This is a genomic window from Treponema sp. Marseille-Q3903, from assembly GCF_014334335.1.
In the GTDB taxonomy this organism is placed as follows: domain Bacteria; phylum Spirochaetota; class Spirochaetia; order Treponematales; family Treponemataceae; genus Treponema_D.
Genome location: NZ_JACSEU010000001.1, coordinates 1,056,193 through 1,078,386, shown reverse-complemented (window position 1 = coordinate 1,078,386; position 22,194 = coordinate 1,056,193). Strand labels below are relative to the sequence as shown.

Here is a 22,194-nt window from a genome sequence, read left to right as displayed (position 1 = left end):
AACAAATACTAGCATTTGAAATGATAAAGTGCTATAAAAAAAGAGGAGAAAAATTGTATAAATCTCTATTCAAAAATTTTTAAAAGGGGATTTTTCATGGATGATTTATTTGAATACAGCGACAGTCTGAACGCACCGTTTCAAGCTTTTTCTGGGGACTGGAAATATGTAAAACCGCACTGGCACTACTTTACAGAAATGGTCTACCTCGTCAGCGGAGTTTTGTTCGCGGAAGTAGACGGCAAGCAGTTCACGATGAATCCTGGCGATATGATTATTTTTCATCCAAAACAGATTCACGCATTCCTCGATTATCCGGTAAAAGAAGACCATCCGGATAAACCTTATTTTTATGTGATCAAATTCGACGACATGATTCTTTCAAACACAACGCCCGGCTCCCCAAAACTTCCAAAACTTCTGGACAAAGCCAATTTAGATGAAGAGGCAGCAAACCTCCTTACCGCTCACGACCTTCGTTTTAATCCTGTAAAAATGTATTTTGAGTACTGCATCTGGGAAACAACACACAAACAGTTTGGGTACGATATAAAAGTTGCCTCAATGATAAGTCTTATTGTAACTGAGCTGATAAGAATATGGCTCAGGCACGGTTTTCAATTTTCTTCAAAGACAACTTACGACCAATTCAGCAACAAAGATTTTTCTGTTTTGGAATATATAGACACTCACTCTGCAGAAAATATAAATATAGAAAAGTTGGCGTCAAAATGCGGGATGTGTTATTCAAACTTTGCAAAGCAATTTAAAACTCAATTTGGAAAAACATGCAAGGAATATATAGAATTTATCAGAATTTGTAAGGCTGACACCCTCCTGCTCTACACCGACAAAACACTAGATTATATCAGCCAGGAAACAGGATTTACGGATGCCAGCCATTTTATAAGAACTTATAAAAAAGTCAGAGGAATTACGCCAAAACAACGGCGTAATTCCAAAATCTAAATATAAACTATTTAGCCTGTTTTTTATAAATATCGTTTGTCATGTTTACAATGCTGTCGACATTAAGGTTTTTACAACTTGAAACATAATCATTCCAATCTTTATTGATATCTTTCTGTCCAGTTATAAATTTCAATGTCCATGCATTGATGTTGTCTGTAAGTGGTACACCCCAGAGGTTCAACTGTTCGCGCTGATCTTCAGTCGGTTTAGCTTTCGGATCAACAGTTGCAACTGTCTTGTATTTTCCGTAGCGAGCGTACAAATCCTGAACTTCTGGAGTGAAGTTATCTGTTGATTCTGCTGTTGAGTGACCGTAGAAATAGTTACCGCCTGCATAACCCCATTTTAGGCGAATATCAATGTCAGTATCGCTGCCGGAAATACCTAGCCCTCCGCATTTGAAACCAGGGAGAAGTTTTTTGATTTTCTTTCCGTCTAGATCAACATAGTGCCATGTTTTTCCCTCAGGTCCCCATTTTACCAAAGAGTATCCTTCAGAAGAATAGAACAGCCAGTCAACAAAACGCATCATCTTTACAAAGTCAGACATTCCAAGTTCTTTGAGAGCTTTTTGTGAAACCATAACGCCGCATTCAAGTCGTGAAGTTTCTGCCAAGTCTTTGATTGTTCCAGCCGGATAAACTGTCACATAAGCCGAAGCGCTGTCTCCGCTGATTTTCTTCAAGCTGAGAATATCGTTGCTCATAGAGCTTCTGTTTGTTGATTTAAGAACTGTTTTTCCATTGTAGAATTTATTGTTAGCAGCATCATCAGACTGTGTGAATGTTTCAGGGTCGAGGATTCCGTCTTTTATAAAACTGTTTGCAACTGAAATAAATTTCTTGAAATCATCGCTGATAGATGATGAATAGAATTCTTTCTTTTTCGGATCGAATTTGATACCGCCATTTGTGCCATCAATAGCCCAGCCGGAGATAACATTGTAAGAAGAACCCATCAACTTGAGGAGGTTTCCGCCTGTTCCTTTTCCAGATTGTCCACACCATGGGTCAGACCAGATATAATCAGATTCACTGCACATTCCTTTTGAAACCATGTATTTTTTTACACCGAGGAGGACGTCATGGAGTTTTTCCCAAGTCCAATCTTTTTCAAGCTCACGAACATCATAGCCAGCAGCTGCAAAAATATCGTCACGAACCATAATAGTGTAGTCCTGAAGAGCAGCCTGATGAAGTCCTGGAAGGCGGTAGAATTTACCGTCGTTCTGCTTGATTGTGTCTAGATCCGGATGCATGTTGTATTTTTCTACAAACGCAGTGAAGTTTGGCATATATTTTGTGTAATCAGATACAGGAACAATTCCGCCACCTGCAATGTACTGTTCTTCTGTGTATATTTTTGGAATAATGTATGTCGCAGAGCCTGAGTTTATAGCAAGATTTACTTTCTGAGTGTAGTCACCGCTGTCGTAAGCTGTAATATCGAGATGAACATTTGTAAGTTTTTCAATATCTTTGAAAATACCTTCAGTTTTCCAGTCATCTACAAGTGGATACCATGAAGCATCGCTGAAAGATATAGAATAAGTTACAGGCTCGTCTGAGTGGAAAGTTTTTCCTTCGCCATAAGTATAGCCGACAGCTTCACCGGCATTTTTTACATCAGCATTTTTTCCCTTGCAAGAAACAAGAAGTAAAGCTGTACATGTAATTGCAACCATCAATGTTACAATTTTTTTCATAGTTTATCCTCCTACTATGTCTTTTTATTGTTTACTATTCCTTTACGCCACCTAACATCATGCCTTCAACGTAGTATTTAGACACAAACGGATAGACACAGATGATAGGAAGAGTCATAAGAACCATAGAACAAGATTTTATATTTGCAGCTATCTGCATTTTTTCAGCAGTTGCTTCTCCAGGGTCAGCTGAAGTAGATGCGCCGCTGATGATTGTTTTAAGATAGTAAGCGACAGGCCACATATCTTTTTTGTCAAGGTAAAGGAATGCGTTGTACCAGTTGTTCCAGTACCCTACTGCATTAAACAAAATCATAGTTGCAACGATTGGCATTGAGAGAGGAAGAACAATCTTTACGAATATGCCGACAGGACTAAGACCGTCGAGCTGACCGGCTTCTTCAAGTTCATGAGGAGTCTCTGCAAAAAATGATTTCATCAAAACTACGTAATAAGTGCTGATCAAAGAAGGAATCAAAAATCCTGATACGTGATTTATAAGATGAAGTCTCTGCATCAAAACGTAGTTAGGAATCAATCCTCCGCCAAAATACATTGTAAATATTACAAACTTTGTTAGAACTTTCTGACCGCGCAACTCTTTTTTAGAGAGCGGATACGCAAGACAACTGCTCAACACGAGCGAAAAAAATGTACCTAAAACAGAATAAATAAGCGTATTTTTATAACTTCTTAAAAAGTCACCTTTTTCAAGCACAGATTTATATGTTCCGATATTGAACCCAACTGGGAATAGAGTCACAACACCTTTTGTAATCGCCTCTTCAGATGAAAAGGACTGTGCTACAAGATACAAAAACGGATAAAGAGTGATCGCACATATAAACAACATTATAATTGTGTTTATATATTTAAAACAGATATATCCAGCAGATTCTCCAACCTTTAAATTATTTTTTCTCATTTTAATCCCCTGTTTTCCTGATCTTTCCAGACTACCACAAACCTGCGCCTGTTACTTTCTTAGATATCTTGTTTGCTCCGGTAAGAAGAATGAGATTCAACAGGGATTCAAACAAACCGACAGCAGTTGCATAACTGTAGTTGCCGGAACCAAGACCAAGCCTGAATACGAATGTAGAGACAATATCTGCACTTTCATAAATCATAGGGTTGTACAAAAGAAATACTTTTTCGAACGCGCCACCGGAACCGACAAGACCTCCTATATCAAGTATGAGAAGAGTTGTAATTGTCGGCAAAATAGATGGGATTGTTACGTGCCATACACGCTGAAGATGATTTGCACCGTCAACTTCGGCTGCTTCATACAATGACGGATTGATGCCAGCAATTGCCGCAAGGTAAAGGATTGTTCCCCAACCGAGCGCCTGCCATACACCTGAGATTACAAATATTGCAGGAAAGTATTTTGAATGTGCAATGAAAGATGTCGGTTCTCCACCAAAATGTGCAATAATCGCATTCAATGGTCCGTTTATAGAAACAAGTTCCCGAATCATACCTGTTACAATAACCATTGATATAAAGTGAGGAAGGTACGATACAGTCTGAACGAACTTTTTCCACCACATTGTTTTAATTTCATTGAGCAAAAGAGCAAATAATAAAGTCAGAGGGAAACGCACAAGAAGATAAGAAATATTGAGCACAAGTGTGTTTTTAAATGCACGCCAGAAAGTCATATCACGAATAAACTGACGGAAGTACTTTAATCCGCTCCACTCATCACCAAAAATGCTGTGACCTGCCCTATAACGCCTGAAAGCAATTATATTACCCGCCATAGGAATATAACGAAAGATGATGTAATAGATTACCGGGATGAGCATCAAAGCGTAGAACTGCCAGTATTTTTTTAAATACTTTTTAGAAATTTGAGAGTTTCCATTTAAGTCTGTTTTCTCGAATGCTTCATGTGTTTTCTTTTTCTTATTAAACATTAGCTTCCCCGTTATTTATTTGGTTTCGCACTTACATACTAGTACGCTTGTGCTAATAAAATAATAAATCAGATTTAATAAATGTCAAGAGAAATATCATATTTTCATAAAAAAAATACAATAAAAATTTAAGAAGAATCTTTTATTGACTATATAAACGTACTCTTCTAAAATAGACAAAATGAAACATACTGAAAAGCAAACGAAAGAGTCAAACAGAGATTTTGCCCTTCGTGTAATCAGAGAAAACATTGTAAATCTTGAGTTAAAGCCGGGCAGCATGATCAGCGAAAAAGAGATTGCAGATGAATTGCACCTTTCGCGTACACCTGTCCATGAAGCGATGCAGGAATTATCTTCAACAAAAATCATCGAAATACTTCCGCAAAAAGGAAGCCTCGTAAGTTTAATCAACATGACACTTGTAGAAGAAGCGGTTTTTGTTCGAGTTACAATAGAATCAGCAATCACAGAAATGGCATGCCAAAAAGCGACAGAAGAAGAAGTCCAAAAATTGGAAGAAAATGTCACACTTCAGGAATTCTATTATTCAAAAAATAATCGCGATAAAATCATGGAACTAGATAATAAATTTCATAAAATGATGTACGAAATAACAGATAAGATGCTCAGTTATCACATGGTTCGCACAGTGAACGTTCATTACGACAGAATACGGCAACTTCACCTTAATTCATTCAATCCTGAACGCATTATAAAAGAGCACAGAATGATTCTTGAAGCTTTTAAAAGCAGAAACAGTGAGATGGCAAGAAAGGCGATCAACACACATTTAGAGCGTCATTACACTCAAGAAGACGAAATACGAAAAAAATTTCCTGAATATTTTGGAAAAAAATAACTTTTTTGGAAAATATTATTGAGAAGAAGTTGACACAAATTTCTTTTTAGTATAATATGACGTCAATCACGCGGGCGTAGCGAAGCTGGTTATCGCGCTGGCCTGTCACGCCGGAGATCGGGGGTTCGAGCCCCCCCGCTCGCGCTAAGCCTTCCGCTTTATTGTGGAAGGCTTTTTTATTGATTTATTTACGGGCAATAGCGCAGTTGGTAGCGCGCGACGTTCGGGACGTTGAGGTCGCTGGTTCGAATCCAGTTTGCCCGAGTTTCCACTTTGTTATCATTTTCCTACTTTCGTAACTAACTTTTCAATTTGTTTTAATTGTCGAACCACGAGCAGATAAATCTGCTCGCACGCCGTTCTGCAGATAAATCTGCTCGCACGCCGTTCTTTCGATGAACCTAAAGCGGCCACTAAGGTGCTCGTTTTTTAACGGTTCTTCGATTATAGGCTGGTTCGAATCCAGTTTGCCCGAGTTTCCACTTTGTTATCATTTTCCTACTTTCGTAACTAACTTTTCAATTTGTTTTAATTGTCGAACCACGAGCAGATAAATCTGCTCGCACGCCGTTCTTTCGATGAACCTAAAACGACCACTAAGGTGCTCGTTTTTTAACGGTTCTTCGATTATAGGCTGGTTCGAATCCAGTTTGCCCGAGTTTCCACTTTGTTATCATTTTCCTACTTTCGTAACTAACTTTTCAATTTGTTTTAATTGTCGAACCACGAGCAGATAAATCTGCTCGCACGCCGTTCTTTCGATGAACCTAAAACGACCACTAAGGTGCTCGTTTTTTAACGGTTCTTCGATTATAGGCGGGTTCAAATCCAGTTTGCCCGAGTTTCCACTTTGTTATCATTTTCCTACTTTCGTAACTAACTTTTCAATTTGTTTTAATTGTCGAACCACGAGCAGATAAATCTGCTCGCACGCCGTTCTTTCGATGAACCTAAAACGACCACTAAGGTGCTCGTTTTTTAACGGTTTTTCGATTATAGGCTGGTTCGAATCCAGTTTGCCCGAATTTTATGTATGATTGCACACCGCACCATACGCTGAATCCGGGAAATTAAGGGAAATTTTCCATTAATTTCCGCTAAATTCCTTCAATTTATCTTCAAAATCATCTGTTCGAATATATCCGGTCAAGCGTTTGTTTAAATGGATTGTTTTTAACAAATCCTTTTTGACAAGACCTTCTAAATCTGCTCTGATTGTCTTTACAGAAACCCCTAATTCAGTTTCCAAGTCTTTGCATATAAAAATATTTTCAGGTTTCTTTGTTGCAATCTTGAGAATTTTAGCTTGTCTTTCATTTATGCCGGTGACATTTTTAAACTCAAACAATGCTGAGTGTTCTTTTGATTTTCTGTCAAGATAAGCTTTCAGTTCTTTGTAAGCCTTGTTCAAAACAACAAGATTATAATTTATAAAATATCCCAGATTGTAATCGTCTTGTTCGGTATACAAAAAAACTTTTTCGTATTTGCTTTTAGTTGAATATATAATCCTCGAAATAGAGAGAAACTCTGTTAACCAATAACCTTTTTTTAACATATACCAATAAAACAAAGATCTGGCTGTTCTGCCATTGCCGTCAACAAAAGGGTGAAGAAACGATATCATAAAATGAATTATGATTGCCTTAATGATTGGGTGGACAAAAGTTTTATCATTGTTTGCAAAATCACACAGCTGCTCTATAATCAATTCGATTTCATCACAATCAGGCGGATAATGAGCCACTTCGCCTGTCAGTTTATTTGACACCACAATATCATTCGTTGTCCGAAAGTTTCCGACATCTTCAGGATTATCCAATGTTTTTTCTGAAATTTTTCTGTGGATTTCAAGCAGCAGTTCTTTAGATAGAGGAGAATCTTTTTTTTCTGATAAAAATCTGATTGTTCTATAATTGTTCAAAATCATTTGCTGGCTTGCATCTTTTGGTTTTTGCTGTTTTCTAAGCATTTCTTTTGCGACTTTCCTTGTTGTCGATGCACCTTCCATCTGGCTTGAAGCGATAGCTTCTTCCATTATTGAGCTAAGTAGGTAATATTGCTTTGTTCTCTCTGTGATAATATTATCGGAAGATAGCGTACCGCCAAAATTCATATCAAATTCATGAAGATATTGTTGCATGTAATCGTTTATCTTATAGCTAAATACATATTTCCCGAATGAAATGGCGTTTGATAAGCGTTGCATTTTTACAGCGATCCAAAAGTCTTCAGGGTTTATGCCATTAGGTGCGTTGTATTTTACTTTATCCCAATAAAGATAGTCTTTTTCAACTCTGTCAAAATACTTTTTATATTCAGCGTTGCAAAATAAAGAGATGATAACATCAGGTTTTGGCTCTATTGAAGGCGGCTTTTCAATCATACAAGGCATTATATCATTATAAAATCGGATTATCAATAAAATAGGGGAAATTTACTCCTAATTTCCCCTATTTTTCCTGTTCAATTTCAGAAGTATTTTTAAATTTAAGCAAATCCGAAAGTGAGATACATCAGATGCGAAAATCGCCGATTAAATCTCTTAAATCCCAAAAATCGATTACAATTCTTCAAGAGTTTTTATTATGCGGATTTTTGTCTCAGCTCCGATTCCCCATGAAATATTGTTTTCGTCTCCGCGTTTTTCCGGATTTTCTATTTCGACAAGTGTGTAACGTTTTAGGTTGAAAAAACCTTCGCTCTGTGCATGGGCTTCCATATTTTTTGCGGAAACAGACACACGCTCTTTTCCATTGCACAATAAAAATCTCACTCTCCCCGATTTATTAAGCATGCCGTCAGACACTATTCTGCCGCAGAGAAAATCGGATTTTTCAAGCTCACAAACAGAATTTGATTTTCTTTCAAAAACAAAATATGTCATCTTCACAGATTCCCTGTCAAGCTTTGCTTCCTTTGCGATCGCTGAAACTATCGCATCAACATTCCATGCGTTTTCACAGTGGCACGTATGATTCGGTCCTGCAATCAAAGCGGGGCATTCTGCATTGCAAATACATGGACAGACAATATGTGCACCTCGCTTTACCAATCCATTTCTGGTCTCAAGCAGCGCACGACTTGTGTCCAAAACTGATGGTTCATTTATGATGACCACGCCATTTTCGTTAAGATGATTTATGCAATTTTCAATAAAATCGATTCTTTTTTCAATTTTGTCGACATCGTTTTTCCAAAGTTCATTCAGAGAATGGCTCATGACGATTACGTCAAATTTTTTGTCTGCAAACGAGTCAAAAAAAGCTCTATCTTCCAAATTGTCAACACTTTTTTCAACGAAAATATTATCCGAATGAGGATTAGATTCAACCAATTTTTCTGCGATGTCTAATGCTTTGGAACTTGAATCGGAAAGATAAACATCAGAACTGATTTTCTTTTCTCCGAATCTGCTGAAAAAACTTAAAATTGCACAACAGGCAGCTCCCGGCCCACAACCAAGATCTAAAATTCTGATTGGACGGGTTTCATCTTGCACAGTGATGTAAATTTCCTGCATTTTTTTTTCTGCATCTGCGCAAATCGTAAGGAGCTGCAAAAAAGAAACCGGCCAGTAATAGAGAAGATATGCGCCAAGCAAAAAGTTGTCTTGCATATAGCCGGCTCCTGCAAGATGCTTATCTCCGGTAAGTCCACGTTGAAGCTTTAAAAGTGATTGAGCAACACTCGTAATTTCATTTTTATTAAGAGATGAACGTTCGGGATTTTTGAGATTTTTTCCTTTCCATAATTTTATAAGTTTTGGAATATATTCATTTAATAAAGCTTTAGAAAGTGATTTGGACATAGCTTGATTATATAAAAAAAATCCGCCGAAACCAATCAGTCTCAGCGGATTTTATTTACCGTCTAACAGCGGATTTTACAAAGATGTGATCGCAATCTTTTTTGGTGATGGAATTGCCTTGCGAGGCATTACAACTGTAAGTATTCCGTTAGAAACATTTGCAGAAAGCTTTTCACCATCAACATCTTCAGGCAGAGTAAAACTTCTTGTAAACTCTGAATATGTGCGTTCACGGATAAGCCACTTCTCAGAATTTTTGCATTCTTTGTTGTCCTTATCGTGTTTGTCAGACTTATCTTCTGTCTTAGTTTCCTTGCTTGAAGATATTGTCAAAACATTGTTATTCAACTCGATATCTACATCTTTTTCACTTCTACCAGGCAGATCCATCTGGAGTGTGTATTCTTTTTCAGATTTTTTTACATCTACCTTTGGAGTCTGAAATGCTTTTTTCAAGTTGAAAGATGGAAACATATAACCATCATCTGTCATACCATCAAAAAAGTTATTAAAAAGTGATAATTCGTTCATATCAAACCTCCTGTTGTTTTATTGAACATTTACACTAAACATTATGCAATATCTATGCCATGTGTAATATAAAATGAAAAAAAACATAAATTGTTTAGTTTTTTTATAAAATAGTCTCCAATCGGAAAAAAAATGGCATTTATACAACGTGCCGCAAAAATTTTTCAGCTGATGTGCCAATATCATCTAAATGTGTCAAAATATCTTTTCAAAAGGTGTCATTTTGATACACTAGGACGACACAATGCAACAATTTTGGGTCCAAATGCACTAAAAAAAATCACTCAGGCAAAAAAGATAATTTTTTATAATTGTAAAAGCTGATTTTTATATTGATTAATTAGTTTTTTTTCTATAGAATATTATTGTTTTTACGGACTCACCGGAAAAAAGGAGGTGACATTTACTATGGCAACTATCAGTGTTGATGATTCAGAAAACCTTGAAAAAGCTATCAAACGTTTTAAACGTATGGTTGAAAAAGAAGGCATCATCCGCGAATTCAAAAAGCGTGAATATTTTGAAAAACCTTCTGCACTTCTCCATCAGAAAAAAACAACTCTCGCACGAAAACTCTTGAATAAGAGACGCAAGACAGAAAAAAAAGATTTCTAATTAGAGAACTAAAAAAAAGCCTGATTCTAAGAATCAGGCTTTTTTTTTACACTATTTATTTTATCATCTTACCGTCGGAAAATGCTTTTCCAACAACTTCTCCAAGTTTTATATAAGTATGATTCACCGGGTCAAACGTTATCGGCTCAAGTTTTGCAGGGTCGATTTTACCATTTGTCAAAATTGAATCCTCTGCACTGATATTCTCGATATCGGCAACCATGCAGCCTGTCGATGTATCATAGCTTACAACAGTGCATTCTATACACATTGGAAGCTCGTTGATGACAGGAGCGTCGACAAACTCAGCCTTTGAAACTGTAAAACCGGCTTTTGCAAGCTTATCTTTTACATCGTTTCCGCTGACAATTCCAACATAATCGCATTCTTTTACGTGCTTTGCATCTGCCATGCTGACTGTAAAAGCTTTCTTTTCAAGGAAATTTTTTGCAGTTTTGTGCGCAGGATGAACACAAAGCATTATTTGATTTGTGTCATGGATTCCGCCCCATGCAGCGTTCATAACGTTTGGAGTCCCGTCTTCATTGTACGTTGCAATGATAAGAACAGGCATTGGATACATATAAGTCTGTTTTCCAAAATTCTTTTTCATTTTTAACCTCAACTATACAATACAATTCAACATAAGATTTTATCAATCTTAGTTCTTTGAGCGTTCGAGGAAAGAACCATCTCGAGTATCAATTACGATTTTATCATCAGTGTTGATAAACAATGGAACGCGAACTTCAATTCCTGTATCTAGTGTAGCCGGTTTCAACGATTTTCCTGAAGTATCGCCTTTTACACCTGGCTCACAATATGTAACTGTGCGTGTAACGCGGACAGGAAGATCGATACCGACAGGTTTTCCTTCGTAAAATGTAAGGTTTACTTCCAAGTCATCATCGGGAGTGATGTATCCTGCATAGTCGCCAAGGTCAGATTTTGGAAGTTCAAACTGTTCGTAAGTGTCCTGATCCATAAATACAAATGTGTCACCATCGATATAAGAAAGTTTTGTTACATGTGGTTCAAGGTCTACTTCATCAAATTTTTCACCGGCATCGATAGCGAGATCCATTGTAGAGTTTGTAACAAGATTCTTTACACGCAGACTTGTTACCATTCCAGAACGACCTGAACGCTGACCAAGCATCTTCTGTACAATAAGAGCATTACCTTCATACATGAAAGCAGTTCCAACTTTTAATTCTGATGTCATTAGCATAATATAAAACCTCTAAAAATATTTTATCAAATTTGTTTTTCTATTATAGCAGTTTTCTCAATGAATGTCATTAAGTTAGCACAAAGGTCGCCGTTTTTTCTGATATCATTTGCAAAGTCTATAAAACCATATTTAAGTTTATCTGCATTTTCAATAAAGTTACGACATTTCTTTTCAAACTCTACGTCACTGACTTCATATTTCGGTTTATTAAAATCAAGCCATACATCTTGTATAATTTTAAAATCTTCACTCTTAAAATGGCGAGCAATTCTCTCAAGCAGAGAATTTACTTTTACAATCTGATACTCGTCGCTTTGAGGATATGCATGCCAGATAAACGGAATACCTGAAAGACAAGCACGAGACATAGAATCTTCACCGCGGATTATCAAAATATCGCAGGACATCATAAAATTATCCCACTGCTCCTGATCCATAAACTCGAGCTCGCATAATTTAGAAGCAGAAGTTCGCCGTTTTTGAAAAAAAACTTTTTCCCACGACTCAACAAAACTATCTCTGCCAACTCCTTGTGCAACGTACACAAAATTGTTTTCCAAAGATTTTGCAAGCGCAGTCCAGTCTCTTTTATACGTAAACACGAGTATTTTTTTTTGTTTTGGAAGACAATTTTCATTTTGAAATTGATTTTGTGATTGATTTTCTAAATGATAACATTTATCAATTTTAGCTATCGATTTACCTGATTTACCTGATTTACCTGATTTATCTGATTTACTTGATTTACCTGATTTATCCCAAAGCCCTCCAAGCACAAGTCCCCCTGTTTTTTCTGTAAAACCGGGCATAAAATTTACCTTTTGAACTTTTGCGCTTCTGGTAAGCGATTTTGAACAATGAAAATCTTGAGCATATTTTTCAGCAGAAAGATAATCTATCATGATTATGTGGACAGTTTGAGCGAGTTTATCATCAAAAAGAATTTTTTCCATCCAGTCAGGGCGTCCACATTGAAAATTTTCTAAAATCACAGATAATTTTTCGCCATCATTTTTAGAAAATTCCTTGTAGCAAAAATCACGAGCGTTCCAATTGTAAACTTTTATATTTCGGACAATTTGAAAATCTTTATCGGAGTGGACATCGCTACAAATTTTACTAAAAGATTTCAAGTCGTCAACGACAAAGTTTATGTCATATTTTGGCGCAACTATTTTTAGCTGCTTTACCATCCTCCAGCAAACTCCAATATCTCCAAAATTATCAACAACTTTACATAAAACCGTAATCTGCATAAATCCCTGCTATAAAAAAAGCCGTGCGGATAAACACACAGCTTTTGCTAAAATATCAATCTAAAGAAAATATACTTTAATTAATTTGGCTGTACAACCCGCTTAATTCTGAACGCCATTCAGGCTTTTTGTCGCGTTCTTCCCACTCAATAATTTTCTTTATTGTAAAATGACGCTGATCTCTGGGGTTTTCATAATAGATGACAGCAAAGCGTCCCTGCCCGATATAAGCGATTTTTTCATTTTCGCCGACTTGTTCTGTTTGCTTCAGCTGATTCAAAATGCAGTCGAAATGCGCCGGTTTTCCGCTTTCTTTATCTGTGATTGCGCTTGAAACATCAGTGATAGGTTGACCGCATTTTGGACAGATAACTTCACGTGATTTTATTTCTTTAATTGCCTGTTGTATTTTTTTTTCTGCTTCAGAATCTTCGTATACCGCTTTTTTTAAATGAAAATCTTTCTTATTATTGAGTTCTCTGTACTGTTCAGCTTTGTTTTGCTCTGACTTTTTTTGATTGTTCCAATTGTTTGAATATTTTTTATTTTTCCGTCGTTCCATCTCTAATCCCTAAGTTTCAATTCATCAGGGTATTCTATCAGATGATTGCTTATTACCTGAGCGATTCTCTGAATGGCGTTATCAAGATACTCCTGACTTTGAATTTTCTTCCTTAACTCTAAAATCCTAGGCGACAAGTCAATTTCCTCTGTTTTGTCGATAACCAAAGTTGTTGTCCCTGTAGATTTTCCACCAGAAATCATAGAATCTCCCAATATCATTACATTATTCTGTAAAAGCATTTTTAATATGATACACAGGCTCAAGTCCCGGCATGTCAATAACAACAACATCATATCTGATGTAGCTGTTACTATATTCTCGATGATTTAACAGAAAACGTTTAGACGTTTTTATAATTCTTTTTAATTTCTGTGAATTTAACTCCTTTTTTATAATGTCATAAGTGCCGTTCGGAAGTGTTTTAACTTCGACAAACACCAATGTTTCATCTTTATACGATATTATATCAATTTCTCCTGTTCTTGTCCGCCAGTTGCGTTCGATTATGTCATAGCCTTTTTCAGAAAGGTATTTGCAAGCTTTGTCTTCGCCGTAATCTCCAATTTGTTTTTTATTCATCTTTTCTCCGCGAAATCTATCTTTCTTCCATGATGAATGAAAAAATCGCTGCAAGCGCTTTCCATGATTCTTCTGGGACAACGCTCCCGACGCTTTGAAAACCGAGCAAATCAACGAGTGCCGCATCTTCTTCGATTTGTATCTGATTTTCTTTTGCCAATTTTATAATATGGTTTGCAGATTTTCCTTCGCCTTTTGCGACTATTATTGGAGCTTCCACACCTTCCGGATATTTTAATGCGACTGCTTTTTTAATTTTTTTTGATGATGATTCAAAATCGCTCAAAAATCGCCTCCGAAAGAATAAAACTCTTCAGTTTCGGCAGCAAAACCTTCTATGGTTTCTTCATTTTCCCATTCAACCGGGCAAAAAATTCCGACTTTGCGCAGACACTTTGAAAATTTTTCAGAAAGGTATGCCTGATTTTCCGATCCGGTTTTTGACTTGCCGCCAATTTCGCAAACACAAAACTTTATCCCTGTGCATTTTTTGTTTTTATAGTTTAAGTTAAAAAGATATTTTTGATTTTTTTGATCGCAGCCATCATAACTGTCTTTTTTTTTAAATTGAGGCGTATAAGATACGTTGATCATCTTAAGAGTCTCAAGTTTTGACATCAATATTCTGATGCAGCCTTTCCCGACATTTCCGACAACTTGTGAATCCGAATATCTTACAAGCTCAAAAGGAAAAATAAACCAACTGCCTCGAACTTTATTTATTTTATTGAGAATTTTTTTCCAATTTTCGCTGTCTCGATTTTTTTTATCAAAATTGCAGAAATCTCCATCATATTCTTCAAGCATTGCCAAAAGACTTACGACATCTGATTCTTCAAAATCAACTCCACGCTCAGCTAGCATCATCAAAACTTCAGCCGCTTTTTTTTCGCGACCATTTCCAAATTTTATAGAGAGATTTTTTATCCGGTTCAAAAGCGACGCATCTAATTTCATTCCGATTTGTTTCATCTGCCGAACAATATTTGAAGAAAGCAAATCAGGTTCAATCCCAAGTGAAATGAGAATTTCCGATGCAGATGAATTTCCGACTGTTTTTGAAAGCTCAATTTGAGTATCGTTTTGTTTTGGCGTGATGACGATATCTCCGCCTTTTACGCTGACAGTTGCGCTAAATGATGAGCCGACTGCAAGTGGTTTTGACGAATGAATGTTTACGCGTGCGCCTGCGACAGTTCCCAAATACTGTCCATTGCCTTTGTCGGCGAGCACTTTGACATTCACAGATGAGCCGTCTCGCAAAATGTGACGATTTACACCAAAACGCGAAAATTGACTTAAATTGATTATTGCTGTTCCAGTATTCACAGTTTTATTTTATAAAAAAAAAGGAGATTACCCAATAGAGCAATCTCCTTCTATAGCTAATATTAAGCAGAAAGATTAATCTTCTTTTTTTGCCTCTGCAGCGGCTTCTGCTCTTTCTTCTTTAATTTTAGCTTCTGTTGCAGCAGCGGCAGCTTCTGCACGCGCATTACGAGCTTCCATAGCAGCTGTGATTTTTGCACCAACCAAAGTTTTAACTTTAGCATCCTTACCGATCTTGTCGCGCAAGTAATAGAGTTTAGCACGGCGTACTTTACCAGGTCGAACTACTTCAACCTTTACAATACGAGGACTGTTATAAGGGAATACACGTTCTACTCCTACCCCATAAGAAATTTTTCTAACAGTGAAAGTCTGTCTTGCACCTTCATTCTTTTTGCAAAGAACGATACCTTCAAAAACTTGGATACGTTCAGTTCTACCTTCAACGATTTTAAAGTAAACTTTTACAGTATCGCCAACATTGAATTCCTGAGCTCCAGGACGCTTCTGTGATTCTTCAATTGTTTTAATAAGATCCATAATGATTTCCTTAGTTAGTTTTGGCAGCTTTCTTAGAACGATGCTTTTTCATCTTCTTTTCAAAAGACTGCTCACATATTTCCTCAATCATTTTTTCAGCTTCTTGAGAAAGTTGACCGTTTTGCCTTGCAGAACAGATTAAGTCGGGTCTGTTCAATAAAGTTTTCATCAACCGCTTTTTAAGCCGCCACTTTCGGATTTTTTCATGATTTCCGCTGAGCAAAACAGAGGGAACCTTCATACCATTCCATTCTTCGGGATGAGTATACTGTGGATATTCCAAAAGTCCATCACAAAAGCTTTCTTCTTCAAGTGATTCTGGTGAAATTACTCCGTCTATTAAACGGTAAACAGTGTCGATTATCACTGTCACTGCAACTTCTCCCGATGACATCACATAATCTCCGATTGAGATTTCTGCATCAACGTAAGAATCAATAATTCTCTGGTCTATACCTTCGTAGCGACCACAGATGAAGACTAATTCGTCTTTGTGACTGAGTTCTTCAGCAACTTTCTGTGTCAATTGCTTTCCGCTTGGAGTAACGTATATTACATACTTTTTGCGGGCATTCACACTGTCGAGTGCTTTTGAAAGTGGTTCAGGCATCATCAACTGGCCTGCTCCGCCTCCGTACGTTCCGTCATCACATGTATGGTGTTTATCAAGAGCAAAATCTCTGATGTTCACCAGATCGTAAGCAATAATTTCCTTTTCAACCGCTTTAGCCATGATTGAGTTTTCAAAAAAAACTTTCACGATATCAGGAAATAAGGTCAGCACTGTAAATTTCATGGAATTACTCCAGAATCCAGAGGTGCATCAATTGCACCGTTCGGTTCTCGATATCAACCTTTCCAATAAATTCTTTGTTGAAAGGTATCAGAACTTTTCGGTCACAACTATCGGTAAGGACTGCTTCTAACAAGTTACCCCCGCCGCCTTCCATAACGTCTGTGATTTTACCTAACACTTTAGGTGCATCAAACACTGCCGGATCGTCTTTCCCTTCAAATATAAGGGAACAATTTCGTAAATCTTCGATATACCACTCGTCTTTTTTCAAAGGCTTGCAATATTTTCTTGGGACTGATATTTCCCAACCTCTGTACTTTCGTACATCTTCGTCGGAATCTATGCCCAAAAACTTAACATAAGCAACATCATGCCCTAGAGAAACCGATTCAACCTTTGTTTCTTTCAGTACGTCGCCATGTTTTAAAGCAACATCTTTCAATTTGAGCAGATGCTCATATTCTCCGGAAGCGCTCTCTACTTTACATTCACCCTGAAATCCGTGAGATCCCCGAATGAAGCCAACCACCAACTGTGCTTTACCCATCAGCAATATTCCTAGTTATCAAGAATATCAAGACTGTAACGCTTACCGTCTTTTACAGCTGAAGCACTCAAAACTGTTCTCATAGCTTTAGCAATTCTACCGTATTTACCGATTACCTTGCCAATATCGCCATCAGCAACTTTAAGCTGGAGCACCATGCCTTTTTCGCCTTCAGTTTCATTTACAGATACAGCTGACGGATCATCGACCAATGATTTTGCGATGTATTCAATCAGGTCTTTTTCCATTTTCTAGCTCCTCTGTAAATTACTTTGCCTGTTTTGCAGCCTGAACATTCATCAATTTCTTAACGATGTCTGTCGGCTGTGCACCAACGCTGATCCAGTGTTTAGCACGATCCATATCGATTGAAACTTGAGAATCTTCCTTTGCAATTGGCTGGAAAGTTCCAATTTCTTCGATACAGACACCGTCGCGAGGCTTGCGTGAGTCCTGAACAACTACGCGGTAGCATGGACGTTTTTTTGTACCAAATTTTTTAAGTCTGATTTTGACCATTTATTTCCTCCATGGCGCTGATTTAGCACCAAATTTGCAATTTAAGTGTATCAATTTAAGTGTATATTGAACTATCATAGTATATAACTTTTGGAATTTATTCAATACTTGGATTATATTTATCAGCAACTCATGATATTTTCGCTATAGAGGCAATTCGTTATTTTTCGGTATATTCGTCAAAATCAAACAGTATCTAAAAATGAAGTTACGTGAAACTGCGGCATTAAAAATTATTTATTCATTTTTATGAATTCTGAAAGTTTATCTATCTGATTTTTTACCTTTTTTGGAGCGGGACCTCCATCAGTATTTCTTGCAATCACACAAGCAACGGGAGTAATTTTTTCAAAAATATCTTTATCAAACAGTTCTGAAGCGTTCCGATAATCTGAAAAATCGAGTTCTTCGAGCCTGCATTTTTTTTCAATAGCAAGCCTGACAAGACTTGCAGAAACTCCATGTGCGGTTCTAAAAGGGAGCCCTTTTCTTACAAGATAATCTGCGACATCAGTTGCGTTTAGGTAACCACCGTCACAACCTAGAGCCATAACACTTTTATTCCATTTTGCAGTGCGTATCATCTCTGTAAAGACTTTTACAGAATTGAGAACAGTATCATAGGCATCAAAGAAGCTCGCTTTATCTTCCTGCATGTCGCGGTCGTAAGACAAAGGGAGTGCTTTCATCATTGTAAAAAGAGCGATCATATCTCCATAAACAGTTCCGGTTTTGCCGCGTATAAGTTCGGCAAAGTCAGGATTTTTTTTCTGAGGCATTATGGAACTTCCTGTAGACCATTTTTCACTCAAATCTATAAAACCGAATTCAACAGTTGACCACAAGACAATTTCTTCGCATGCACGAGAAAGATGCATCTGTAAAATAGAAAGAACAGATACGGTTTCAAGATAATAATCGCGGTCGGAAACAGTGTCTATAGAATTTTCGGTTATTTCTGAAAACCCAAGTAGCTCTGCCTCATATTTTCTATTTAATGGAAGCCCACTTCCTGCAAGAGCCCCAGAACCGATTGGAGAAACGTCGGCTCGTTTTGCAGCGTCACAAAGGCGTGAATAATCACGCACAAACATCCATGCCCACGCTAAAACATGATGAGCGAGAGTCACCGGCTGCGCATGTTGCATGTGAGTAAAGCCAGGAATTAAAGTGTTTATGTTTTCAGAAGCGATTTCTTTAAGCACTTCGAGAAGTTTTATAATCTCGCTTTTTAGAATTCTAATCTGTTGGCGAAGGTAAAGGCGTTCATCTAAAGCAATCTGGTCATTACGGCTGCGCCCCGTGTGAATTTTTTTACCGGCTTCGCCAATTCTGTCTGTCAAAACAGCTTCAATAAAAGAGTGGATATCTTCGGCAGATAAATCTACTGTAAACGGATTTCCGGCTTTGTCTTTACCAGAATTCAAATCGTCTTTGATTGATTCAAGACCATCTATAATCAGTTTTTTCTCGGCTTCAGAAATCAAGCCTTGTTTAAAAAGCATTTTTGCATGAGCGATGCTCCCTTCAATGTCGACAACTGCCATACGCATATCTTCAAATATAGATGTTTCGAATTCTACGGCAGCAGCATTCGGTCCTTCCGTAAAACGCCCATGCCAAAGAGCGGCGTGATTATCTGTTGTTATAGTTCCGTGTGATGTCATGTAAATCATTATATAAAAAATATATGCCGATTTCAATTAAGCAATCTGGCGGTAAATTGATTGGGTATAAATAAGTCTGGCGACAATCGGACTACAAATGAAATGTGAGAGCGAAATCAATTGAAAAATCTTTTTATAAAAAAAAAGAGAACCCCCGACATAAAAGTCAGGAATCCTCTTTTTGTATACAAGACTAAAAAGTAGTTTTATTTTTTATAAAAAATTACCATTTCTTTTCAATCTTATCACAGATGTTCAATTCACCTTCATCCATAGCAAAGAATTTTGCTTTTTCCATGTTTGGAACGATGTTTACAGAATCTCCAAGTCTGAATTCTGCAGAAGCTGTAGTCTTAGCGATGATTGACTGTCCCTTGTTAGACACAAGATACAAGTGTGTTTCAGCACCAAGAGGCTCTTTGTTAGTGATCTTCATCTGCATATCATCTTTTGCAGCAGGTTTATCTACGTATTTCAAATCTTCCGGACGAATACCGAAAGAAACTTCCTTATTTACATAATCTTTAAGGAATTTAGCCTGTTCAGTTGTTGGGTTGATTTCGAAAGAACCTTCATCACAAACGATTTTTCCGTTCTTTTCAAGAACTTTTACAGTAAGGAAGTTCATTGGAGGTGTTCCAATAAATCCAGCAACGAATTTGTTGATTGGATTGTTGTACAGATACAATGGAGCACCAATCTGCTGAATAATACCGTCTTTCATTACAACGATTTTTGTACCGAGAGTCATAGCTTCGATCTGGTCATGAGTTACGTAAATCATTGTTGCCTGAAGTCTGTTGTGAAGAGCTGCTAATTCCGAACGCATTGTTACACGGAGTTTAGCATCAAGGTTAGAAAGAGGTTCGTCAAACAAGAATACTTTAGGATTACGTACGATTGCACGTCCTACAGCAACACGCTGACGCTGTCCGCCTGAAAGAGCCTTTGGTTTTCTATCAAGATACTGTGTAAGGTCGAGCTGTTTTGCAGCATCGCGAACACGACGGTCAATTTCTGCCTTGTCCATCTTACGAATCTTCAATCCAAATGCCATGTTATCATAAACTGTCATGTGAGGATAAAGAGCATAGTTCTGGAATACCATAGCGATGTCACGATCTTTTGGAGGAACATCGTTCATTTCAACACCGTCGATGAACAATTTACCTTCAGAAATGTCTTCGAGTCCTGCAACCATACGGAGAGTTGTTGACTTTCCACAACCAGATGGTCCTACGAATACACAGAATTCTTTGTCTTCAATTGTGATATTAGCATTATCTACGGCACGAACACTGCCATCGTAAATTTTACCAATACCTTTAAGTTCTACTTTTGCCATTTTTTGGCCTCCTGAGTTTTTTGTCCGGCATTTCGCCGAACTCTGGGTTATATTATTAAATTAATTTTACGGCAGGAAAACTCATAAGTCAATTAAATAATTCGGAAAATTTGATTTTATTTGGCAATCTAAGAATAATCTCTTATCCATAAACAGCTTCGCTAAGATAACCCCGCATGGGGATGTGAAATCTTGAAAAGTGAAAAAAAAAGAGAACTGCCGAAACCGACAATTCTCTTTATGCGGGGGACCTGACTTGAACAGGCACGACTTACGTCATTAGCACCTCAAGCTAACGTGTCTACCAATTCCACCACCTCCGCGTGAATGTGAAAGTTAATATATCCTAAACAATACGCAGTGTCAATATATTATATAATTTTTTATGATAAATGTGCTATACTTTATTTCGGATGTTTTGATAGGAGACAAAAATGTGTGAGGAATGTTATTCAGATAAAAACAGGATAACTCCATTGCTAAATCCTTTGGAATGTTTGGAAAATCATACGCAGTACATTTGCGGAACTTGCGGGCGCTGTATCTGCATTGAACACGACGAAAAGCGAGGACTTCAGCGGTGGAACTTTCCATTTAAGTCGTTGGAAATTGCAAAACTCTACCTTAGGACTGCCGACTACACTTCAAAAAAATCATGCGGAATTTATGAAATTGAATCTGAAAAAGGTCGACTTTCTTATAAAATATTTTCTGATGACGAAGAATTGTCTGTATTCCTCAAAAAAAATCACGGCAAAAGATGCAGGCAGATGAAAAGCGTTTTTAGAGTTGAAGGCTATAAAGAATATCCTAACACGCAAGTCCGAAAGTTAACTAATGAAGAAATCAAACGATACATGGCGGAACGATGATTAAGTCTTGTAACGCAATACGCCGCTGCAAAAAAAAACATGCGGCAAGGATTGGAGTAATTGCGAAGCGGTGTTTCAACACTGCGAGCAAAATGCAAAATGTACGCTATTTTGCGTACGTTTTGCAGTCGGCGGCGAAAGCCGGAGTTACGCAAAGCCTGTTTTTGCGAAATGCAATTGAGCAAAAGCCGCCCGAAAAAAAAATATAATATTTACGAGGGATAAAATGATTCTCCTCACACAGTTGAACTTCATTCTTTAAAGTCAAGCGAGATAGATATGTTTGAAGTTACTGTTGACGAAAGATCTGCAAATGTCGGTAAAAAAATATCTGAGCTCAACTTTGATAAAGATGTTTTGATAAGTTCAATTGTTCGCAATGGGCAGATTATTTTTCCAAAAGGCGACACAAAACTTAAAGAGAACGATATTCTTTTTGTATTGACGCATATATCTAAAATTAAAGAGATAAAAAAGAATATAAATACACAAAAACCGGTGACCGCTTTATCATAAGCCCGAAT

The 22,194-nt window shown here is 37.2% G+C and carries 26 protein-coding genes and 3 tRNA genes; 7 read left to right on the top strand and 22 right to left on the bottom strand.

The window, feature by feature from the left end:
• The first annotated feature begins 96 nt into the window (after positions 1-96).
• Positions 97-969: an AraC family transcriptional regulator gene (locus H9I37_RS04940; RefSeq protein WP_187381350.1), complete on the top strand. Its 873-nt coding sequence runs from the start codon at positions 97-99 to the stop codon at positions 967-969.
• Positions 970-976: 7 nt separating this feature from the next.
• Here the strand turns inward: H9I37_RS04940 and H9I37_RS04935 are convergent, their stop codons facing one another.
• The 3 genes from H9I37_RS04935 to H9I37_RS04925 are packed head-to-tail and all read right to left on the bottom strand — an operon-like array spanning position 977 to position 4,602.
• Positions 977-2,677 (bottom strand): extracellular solute-binding protein, encoded by a 1,701-nt coding sequence (locus H9I37_RS04935; RefSeq protein ID WP_187381349.1) that lies wholly within the window; start codon positions 2,675-2,677, stop codon positions 977-979.
• 34 nt (positions 2,678-2,711) lie between these two features.
• Positions 2,712-3,602 carry a carbohydrate ABC transporter permease gene (locus H9I37_RS04930; protein WP_187381348.1) on the bottom strand — a complete coding sequence of 297 codons (891 nt, stop codon included), beginning with the start codon at positions 3,600-3,602 and terminating at the stop codon, positions 2,712-2,714.
• Between the two features lie 31 nt (positions 3,603-3,633).
• The gene (locus H9I37_RS04925) at positions 3,634-4,602 is read right to left on the bottom strand and encodes an ABC transporter permease (protein WP_187381347.1); all 969 of its coding nucleotides are present in this window, start codon (positions 4,600-4,602) and stop codon (positions 3,634-3,636) included.
• A 181-nt stretch (positions 4,603-4,783) separates the two neighbouring features.
• Between H9I37_RS04925 and H9I37_RS04920 the strand changes: the two genes are divergently transcribed.
• The 3 genes from H9I37_RS04920 (at position 4,784) to H9I37_RS04910 (ending at position 5,728) form a co-directional block, all read left to right on the top strand.
• Complete coding sequence (locus H9I37_RS04920; RefSeq protein ID WP_187381346.1) at positions 4,784-5,464, top strand: GntR family transcriptional regulator; 681 nt, start codon at positions 4,784-4,786, stop codon at positions 5,462-5,464.
• Between the two features lie 70 nt (positions 5,465-5,534).
• Positions 5,535-5,608: transfer RNA gene (locus H9I37_RS04915), tRNA-Asp, on the top strand.
• A 47-nt stretch (positions 5,609-5,655) separates the two neighbouring features.
• A tRNA-Pro gene (locus H9I37_RS04910) sits at positions 5,656-5,728 on the top strand.
• A gap of 823 nt (positions 5,729-6,551) precedes the next feature.
• Here the strand turns inward: H9I37_RS04910 and H9I37_RS04905 are convergent.
• The 3 genes from H9I37_RS04905 to H9I37_RS04895 form a co-directional block, all read right to left on the bottom strand.
• The gene (locus H9I37_RS04905; RefSeq protein WP_187381345.1) at positions 6,552-7,850 is read right to left on the bottom strand and encodes a Fic family protein; all 1,299 of its coding nucleotides are present in this window, start codon (positions 7,848-7,850) and stop codon (positions 6,552-6,554) included.
• A 177-nt stretch (positions 7,851-8,027) separates the two neighbouring features.
• Entirely contained in the window at positions 8,028-9,275 is a 1,248-nt protein-coding gene (locus H9I37_RS04900; protein WP_187381344.1) for a small ribosomal subunit Rsm22 family protein, read from the bottom strand.
• A 75-nt stretch (positions 9,276-9,350) separates the two neighbouring features.
• Positions 9,351-9,806, bottom strand: coding sequence for an Hsp20/alpha crystallin family protein (locus H9I37_RS04895; protein WP_187381343.1), 456 nt, complete (start codon positions 9,804-9,806; stop codon positions 9,351-9,353).
• Positions 9,807-10,214: 408 nt separating this feature from the next.
• On the opposite strand from H9I37_RS04895, the gene rpsU reads away from it, so the two are divergent.
• The gene (rpsU, locus tag H9I37_RS04890; RefSeq protein WP_187381342.1) at positions 10,215-10,421 is read left to right on the top strand and encodes a 30S ribosomal protein S21; all 207 of its coding nucleotides are present in this window, start codon (positions 10,215-10,217) and stop codon (positions 10,419-10,421) included.
• Between the two features lie 55 nt (positions 10,422-10,476).
• Here the strand turns inward: rpsU and H9I37_RS04885 are convergent, their stop codons facing one another.
• The 16 genes from H9I37_RS04885 to H9I37_RS04810 form a co-directional block, all read right to left on the bottom strand.
• Positions 10,477-11,034 (bottom strand): flavin reductase family protein, encoded by a 558-nt coding sequence (locus H9I37_RS04885; protein WP_187381341.1) that lies wholly within the window; start codon positions 11,032-11,034, stop codon positions 10,477-10,479.
• A gap of 48 nt (positions 11,035-11,082) precedes the next feature.
• Entirely contained in the window at positions 11,083-11,646 is a 564-nt protein-coding gene (gene efp, locus H9I37_RS04880; protein ID WP_255422498.1) for an elongation factor P, read from the bottom strand.
• A gap of 32 nt (positions 11,647-11,678) precedes the next feature.
• Positions 11,679-12,911, bottom strand: a complete 1,233-nt coding sequence (gene earP / locus H9I37_RS04875) for an elongation factor P maturation arginine rhamnosyltransferase EarP (protein WP_187381339.1) — start codon at positions 12,909-12,911, stop codon at positions 11,679-11,681.
• Between the two features lie 76 nt (positions 12,912-12,987).
• Positions 12,988-13,473, bottom strand: coding sequence for a hypothetical protein (locus H9I37_RS04870; RefSeq protein WP_187381338.1), 486 nt, complete (start codon positions 13,471-13,473; stop codon positions 12,988-12,990).
• Between the two features lie 2 nt (positions 13,474-13,475).
• Complete coding sequence (locus tag H9I37_RS04865; RefSeq protein WP_255422497.1) at positions 13,476-13,715, bottom strand: hypothetical protein; 240 nt, start codon at positions 13,713-13,715, stop codon at positions 13,476-13,478.
• Positions 13,699-14,055, bottom strand: coding sequence for a YraN family protein (locus tag H9I37_RS04860; protein ID WP_187381337.1), 357 nt, complete (start codon positions 14,053-14,055; stop codon positions 13,699-13,701). Before H9I37_RS04860 ends, H9I37_RS04865 begins: the two co-directional genes overlap by 17 nt.
• Positions 14,056-14,071: 16 nt before the next feature.
• Entirely contained in the window at positions 14,072-14,341 is a 270-nt protein-coding gene (locus H9I37_RS04855) for an EscU/YscU/HrcU family type III secretion system export apparatus switch protein (protein ID WP_187381336.1), read from the bottom strand.
• A complete protein-coding gene (locus H9I37_RS04850) occupies positions 14,338-15,384 on the bottom strand; it encodes a hypothetical protein (protein ID WP_187381335.1) in 1,047 nt (348 codons plus the stop codon). Before H9I37_RS04850 ends, H9I37_RS04855 begins: the two co-directional genes overlap by 4 nt.
• A 75-nt stretch (positions 15,385-15,459) precedes the next feature.
• The gene (rplS, locus tag H9I37_RS04845) at positions 15,460-15,924 is read right to left on the bottom strand and encodes a 50S ribosomal protein L19 (protein WP_187381334.1); all 465 of its coding nucleotides are present in this window, start codon (positions 15,922-15,924) and stop codon (positions 15,460-15,462) included.
• 10 nt (positions 15,925-15,934) lie between these two features.
• On the bottom strand, positions 15,935-16,720 hold the full coding sequence (trmD, locus tag H9I37_RS04840; RefSeq protein WP_187381333.1) for a tRNA (guanosine(37)-N1)-methyltransferase TrmD: 786 nt from the start codon (positions 16,718-16,720) through the stop codon (positions 15,935-15,937).
• A gap of 4 nt (positions 16,721-16,724) precedes the next feature.
• The gene (gene rimM / locus H9I37_RS04835; protein WP_187381332.1) at positions 16,725-17,267 is read right to left on the bottom strand and encodes a ribosome maturation factor RimM; all 543 of its coding nucleotides are present in this window, start codon (positions 17,265-17,267) and stop codon (positions 16,725-16,727) included.
• 11 nt (positions 17,268-17,278) lie between these two features.
• Complete coding sequence (locus H9I37_RS04830; protein WP_187381331.1) at positions 17,279-17,515, bottom strand: KH domain-containing protein; 237 nt, start codon at positions 17,513-17,515, stop codon at positions 17,279-17,281.
• Positions 17,516-17,534: 19 nt separating this feature from the next.
• Positions 17,535-17,786, bottom strand: coding sequence for a 30S ribosomal protein S16 (gene rpsP, locus H9I37_RS04825; protein ID WP_187381330.1), 252 nt, complete (start codon positions 17,784-17,786; stop codon positions 17,535-17,537).
• 233 nt (positions 17,787-18,019) lie between these two features.
• Positions 18,020-19,462: an argininosuccinate lyase gene (argH, locus tag H9I37_RS04820; protein ID WP_370586893.1), complete on the bottom strand. Its 1,443-nt coding sequence runs from the start codon at positions 19,460-19,462 to the stop codon at positions 18,020-18,022.
• Between the two features lie 214 nt (positions 19,463-19,676).
• Positions 19,677-20,798, bottom strand: coding sequence for an ABC transporter ATP-binding protein (locus tag H9I37_RS04815; protein WP_187381329.1), 1,122 nt, complete (start codon positions 20,796-20,798; stop codon positions 19,677-19,679).
• A 241-nt stretch (positions 20,799-21,039) separates the two neighbouring features.
• Positions 21,040-21,121: transfer RNA gene (locus H9I37_RS04810), tRNA-Leu, on the bottom strand.
• A 111-nt stretch (positions 21,122-21,232) separates the two neighbouring features.
• Here H9I37_RS04810 and H9I37_RS04805 point away from each other — a divergent pair.
• Together H9I37_RS04805 and H9I37_RS04800 are read left to right on the top strand one after the other, a co-directional pair.
• Positions 21,233-21,670, top strand: coding sequence for a hypothetical protein (locus H9I37_RS04805; RefSeq protein WP_187381328.1), 438 nt, complete (start codon positions 21,233-21,235; stop codon positions 21,668-21,670).
• A 279-nt stretch (positions 21,671-21,949) separates the two neighbouring features.
• Positions 21,950-22,186 (top strand): TrkA C-terminal domain-containing protein, encoded by a 237-nt coding sequence (locus H9I37_RS04800; protein WP_187381327.1) that lies wholly within the window; start codon positions 21,950-21,952, stop codon positions 22,184-22,186.
• Positions 22,187-22,194 lie beyond the last annotated feature (8 nt).